The sequence below is a fragment of the Paraburkholderia sp. CNPSo 3274 genome, from assembly GCF_024206475.1.
Taxonomy (GTDB): Bacteria; Pseudomonadota; Gammaproteobacteria; order Burkholderiales; family Burkholderiaceae; genus Paraburkholderia.
The window spans coordinates 1-3,946 of sequence record NZ_JAMBPR010000174.1 but is presented as its reverse complement, the minus strand read 5'-3'; the positions used below and the strand labels follow the sequence as shown (position 1 = coordinate 3,946).

Annotated in this window: 4 protein-coding genes and 4 pseudogenes; 6 read left to right on the top strand and 2 right to left on the bottom strand. The window is 59.0% G+C overall.

Going from position 1 to position 3,946, the window contains the following annotated elements:
* Nucleotides 1-295, top strand: a 295-nt coding sequence (locus M3I54_RS43685; RefSeq protein WP_254346611.1) for a zinc-binding dehydrogenase, incomplete at its 5' end; no start/stop codon positions are given.
* 90 nt (nt 296-385) lie between these two features.
* On the opposite strand, the pseudogene M3I54_RS43680 reads toward M3I54_RS43685, so the two are convergent.
* Nucleotides 386-903, bottom strand: a pseudogene (locus M3I54_RS43680) (hypothetical protein).
* Nucleotides 904-993: 90 nt separating this feature from the next.
* Here M3I54_RS43680 and M3I54_RS43675 point away from each other — a divergent pair.
* The 4 genes and pseudogenes from M3I54_RS43675 to M3I54_RS43660 form a co-directional block, all read left to right on the top strand.
* Nucleotides 994-1,242, top strand: a complete 249-nt coding sequence (locus M3I54_RS43675; RefSeq protein ID WP_254346610.1) for a hypothetical protein — start codon at nt 994-996, stop codon at nt 1,240-1,242.
* A gap of 307 nt (nt 1,243-1,549) precedes the next feature.
* Nucleotides 1,550-1,825 (top strand): response regulator, encoded by a 276-nt coding sequence (locus tag M3I54_RS43670; protein WP_254346609.1) that lies wholly within the window; start codon nt 1,550-1,552, stop codon nt 1,823-1,825.
* Between the two features lie 166 nt (nt 1,826-1,991).
* Nucleotides 1,992-2,219 (top strand): annotated as a pseudogene (locus M3I54_RS43665) (PAS domain S-box protein); the annotation flags it as partial.
* Nucleotides 2,220-2,651: 432 nt separating this feature from the next.
* Nucleotides 2,652-2,747: pseudogene (locus M3I54_RS43660) on the top strand (DUF72 domain-containing protein); the annotation flags it as partial.
* A 467-nt stretch (nt 2,748-3,214) separates the two neighbouring features.
* On the opposite strand, the gene M3I54_RS43655 reads toward M3I54_RS43660, so the two are convergent.
* Complete coding sequence (locus M3I54_RS43655) at nt 3,215-3,601, bottom strand: hypothetical protein (protein ID WP_375542325.1); 387 nt, start codon at nt 3,599-3,601, stop codon at nt 3,215-3,217.
* A 181-nt stretch (nt 3,602-3,782) separates the two neighbouring features.
* Between M3I54_RS43655 and M3I54_RS43650 the strand changes: the two are divergent.
* Nucleotides 3,783-3,946: pseudogene (locus tag M3I54_RS43650) on the top strand (IS5/IS1182 family transposase); the annotation flags it as partial.

The window sequence follows — 3,946 nt, the reverse complement described above, 5'->3', positions numbered from 1 at the left end:
CGGGCCACTGGACGCAGCGTTCGCCCGTGCCCGCGGGCTGAACTTTATTCTGAGGTTGGTATTCGGGCTGATGAGCCGCAAGATCATGCGGCTTGCGAAGAAGCGGGATGTAACCTATTCATTTCTCTTCGTGCGCCCCGATGGAGCCCAGCTCGCCGAAATTGGCGAACTGCTTAAGTCAGAACGCATCCGTCCGGTGATTGACAAGGTGTTTCCGTTTGAACAAGCAAAGGAAGCGCTTGAATACCTGGCCCAGGGGCGCGCCAAGGGCAAGGTCGTCGTCAAGATCAAGTGAAGTGCTAAGCGGTTGGCTTCGGATGAACTTGTCATAGCGAAGCACGCCGGTTCTCCGGGGTGACGACGCTATCCTTCTTGAATGCCGGCTTCATCGTTGAGAGAGCTTCGAAGTTGTCGTGGCCTTGACGTGTTCGTCGATGAAAAACCTCTTCCTATGGCGGCCGTGCGCGGACTCGACGCGCACGATCTGAGTATCGAAAACGCCATTTTCTATGGCTGCTGCTGCCCGGCGGTGGCTTTCAGCCGCCAGTGTGTCCATGTCGTCCCGTGAAACGTGGAACTCGGCGGCGACGTATTCGGCAGTGGTTCCCATGTGGAATTCCTCGAATGTGTCTTGCAGCACGCCCACCATGTAATCGAGTAGTCGCGTGTCACCCATCTGAGACCCCACCGCGCATTCAGTGTCAGGTACGGACTGCGCGACATCGACTCGGCGCCGGCGGCGATTACCACTTCTGCACTGCCGGAGGTGATCAATTGGTGAGCCGAGATGATTGCCTGAAGGCCGGAACCGCATGACCGGTTGACGTTGAACGCAGGTGTCTCTTTCTTGCGTATCTGCCAGTTCTGCCGCCGTTCCCCGTCCGGCGCCTTGGGTTCAGGCATGCGTACACCGCGTCGCAGGCCCTCGTGTGCCCGGTTCCCGGCACACCGATTGCGGAATTACACACACCTACTACCCGCGAGGAGCAAGCCATGGCAACGCAACCTGTCGAGCAACGTGCACCGAACGACCGTGCCGAGCAAGACATTGACAAGTCTATTGAAGATAGCTTTCCGGCGAGCGACGCGCCCGCGACCGGCGGGTCGACACGAATCGAAAAGCCGGCTGGCAGCGACGTGCCTGGCTCGGAGCCGGACGAGGATGTTCCGGATGAAGACACGCCGGGAGAGCCGTCGCCCCGCGACGTGCCGCCCGATGAAGCGGCACCGCAAGGGCACTGAGGAATTTCATGCGCACTAACGCGTGAAGCGCGCGTGCCTGTGCACGCAAATTTCTGGGAGCATCAAGGAGGCGATAAGACAACGGGCAAGATCCGCGTCATTGCATTGACCGCGCGCATTGCTTTCGCTGGAAGCGAGCGCAAGGCGCCGGTGGCGGCGGTGGCGGTGGAGGAGCCGGGCATAGATTGCAAACTGGGATTGTTGGCCGGATTCGTGGCAAATATTCTGCTGGTCGACGACGACGTGGAGAACCTGTGGTCGCTGCAGGTGGCACTGGAGGGAGGCAGTCATCGTGTAAGCGTTGCCGGTGACGTCCGTCGGCGACATCCTGCGTCGCAACCCGATCCAGTGCATCGTCACCGACTACGAGATGCCGGAAATCGATGGCGTCGAGTTCTGCCGGATCGTGCGAAGCCTGCCGGACCACTGCGCATTGCCCATCGTCATGCTGTCAGCCTCGCCCGAGGCGACCCATACACCGCCATTCTGGAACCGCTTCTTCCGCAAGCCCGCCAGTTTTGACGATCTGATCTCCGTAATCGAAGAACATACGGGGGCGCCTTTGCCCGGCCCGGCGAGTTGACAGCGTCGAAATGCAGCTGCTTCAATGCGGGCGTTGCTCCAATGCGAACATCCACCTGCGTCGCGCTGGGCACCCGTAAGCGCCAGATGCTGGCCTTGACCGCGCCTTGGCCGCCCGGTCGGGACGGGTAGAATCGCATTTGGGAAAGCCGATACGGGAATTCAGGATGGGCGACATGGAAAAGCGGTCGCACGGGGTGTCCGAAACGGAGGAACAGTTTCGTCTTCGGGTTCAGGGTGTCACCGATTACGCCATCTTCATGCTCTCACGCACAGGCATCGTGACGAGCTGGAACTCGGGTGCCGAGCGGATCAAGGGGTACAGCAACGCCGAAATCCTCGGCCAGCACTTCTCACGTTTCTACACGGGCGAAGACCGGGCGGGGGGGGCGCCGGATTCGCGTTCGTGCACAAGCCATACCGCCTGGCCGATCTTGCCGAGGCGCTGAGAGGGTAAGATCGACGTACCGAATATCGTCGACATCCGGCGCGGTCGCCGGCTGAAGATTACGTCAAGGCGCAAAGGTGGGACAGGGCTCCAGGCCAGGTGGAGTTTGCTACGCAAGCAGCCCGGCGAGGCGGACAGGCGCACTTCTTCCGTATCGCCGCTGTCGCATGCGCAGGTGAAGCCGCACGGCAATATCGGAGATCGCGGCAACGAGGCTGGCTGCCCAGTTAGGGCACGTACTATCAGGTGTACGCACCGCAAGAACTGTCAACTAACACAGCGACGGCGCAGAAGAAGGTCAAAGACGACCTCAAGAAGCTCAAGCAGTTTTGGGAATCGATCAGGCCGATCCGGAACTTCTACGGAGGGCTTCACGCTAGCCGCCGAGTTTCGGCATCAATCCTGGTTCTCCGATAAGGCGAAGGAATCGACGCTTGCAATGGAACGAGAACGCGGCCTCGTGAATGTCGTCGTCGCGATTCGATATCCTAATTAGACTTGACATAAAAGAAAAGAGCGAACTTTTGCTGGCAGTGACTTGTTGCGGCCCATTGTGTCCTCGGGAAAACTGCGGGTGAAGCGAGCATGAAAGGGGGCTGAGTCTTGATTTCGAAGCCCCTGTTGCAGTGGCAGCATTCGCGAGCAAGCATGCGCCGAACTGGACGCCGCGTCAAAAAGTCACCTTGTCAACCGCGTTACGTGTCGGGTCGCGTAGTGCGGACCGAGTCATCGGGTAGCAGGGCCAAGCGCATTTCGTCTCTCGTAGCTTAGGTAGCCGGGGGGCTGACTTCGGACGGATATGGCAAAGTCCGTCCGTCTTCATCACCGTTTCGCGCCCAAGCTTGCCCTATGCGAGTCTAGTCTCGCATAGGGCGCTGCACGGCTCGTGCGAAAACGAAGCGTGTACCACTTTTCATGGTCGTTCCTGAATTCACGGTATTACTATGCAATGCTCTGGATAAGCTTGGCGCGCGCCTTAGAATGAAGAGCGAACAGAATCAAGCCACTGATAACAACGGGTGTGGCTAGTACGGACGTCACCACCCACAAAGGATGACCCAAGGTCAACAGTGCGCCGGCGACGATTGGACTTAGTGCGGCACCTCCCCGCCCTACGCCCATTACAAAGCCTAGTCGGCCAGCCCTAATCACAGTCGGAAAGCTGTCGATGACGACCATGATCAACAAACTATTGGCAGCCTGGTTGAAGAACGTTGCAACGATCATCACAGTTGTCAAAGCACCGAGCGTTGGCGTCACAAAGCCAAACGCGGAAACGCCGATGGCTGTCAGAGCCATGACGGGTATAGCGAGCAATTTGGGGTTCATCTTTGTCGCTGCCCAACCCGTCACGAGAATTGCGGCGAGTTGACCGACGGTTCCCCAAACCAGCACCGAACTGCCACTGGACGCACCGAAGCCTAGCAGGCCGCTGAAATACCGGCGGTAACGTCATCGAGGAAGGCCCCTGAAGCGTTGATGGAAGACCCCCACTTGCCCCCTGGAGATCATGCGCGGCGCCGACACATTCACCGAGAGTTTGTTTTCCATGCGCAAGCTGGACGACTTCGTTCCGAAGTCGCATCCGTTGCGTTCGATCCGCGTGATGGCGAATGAAGCACTGGAGAAGATGGATCGGTTGTTTGCCGGGATGTACGAGGCCGACATCAAGGG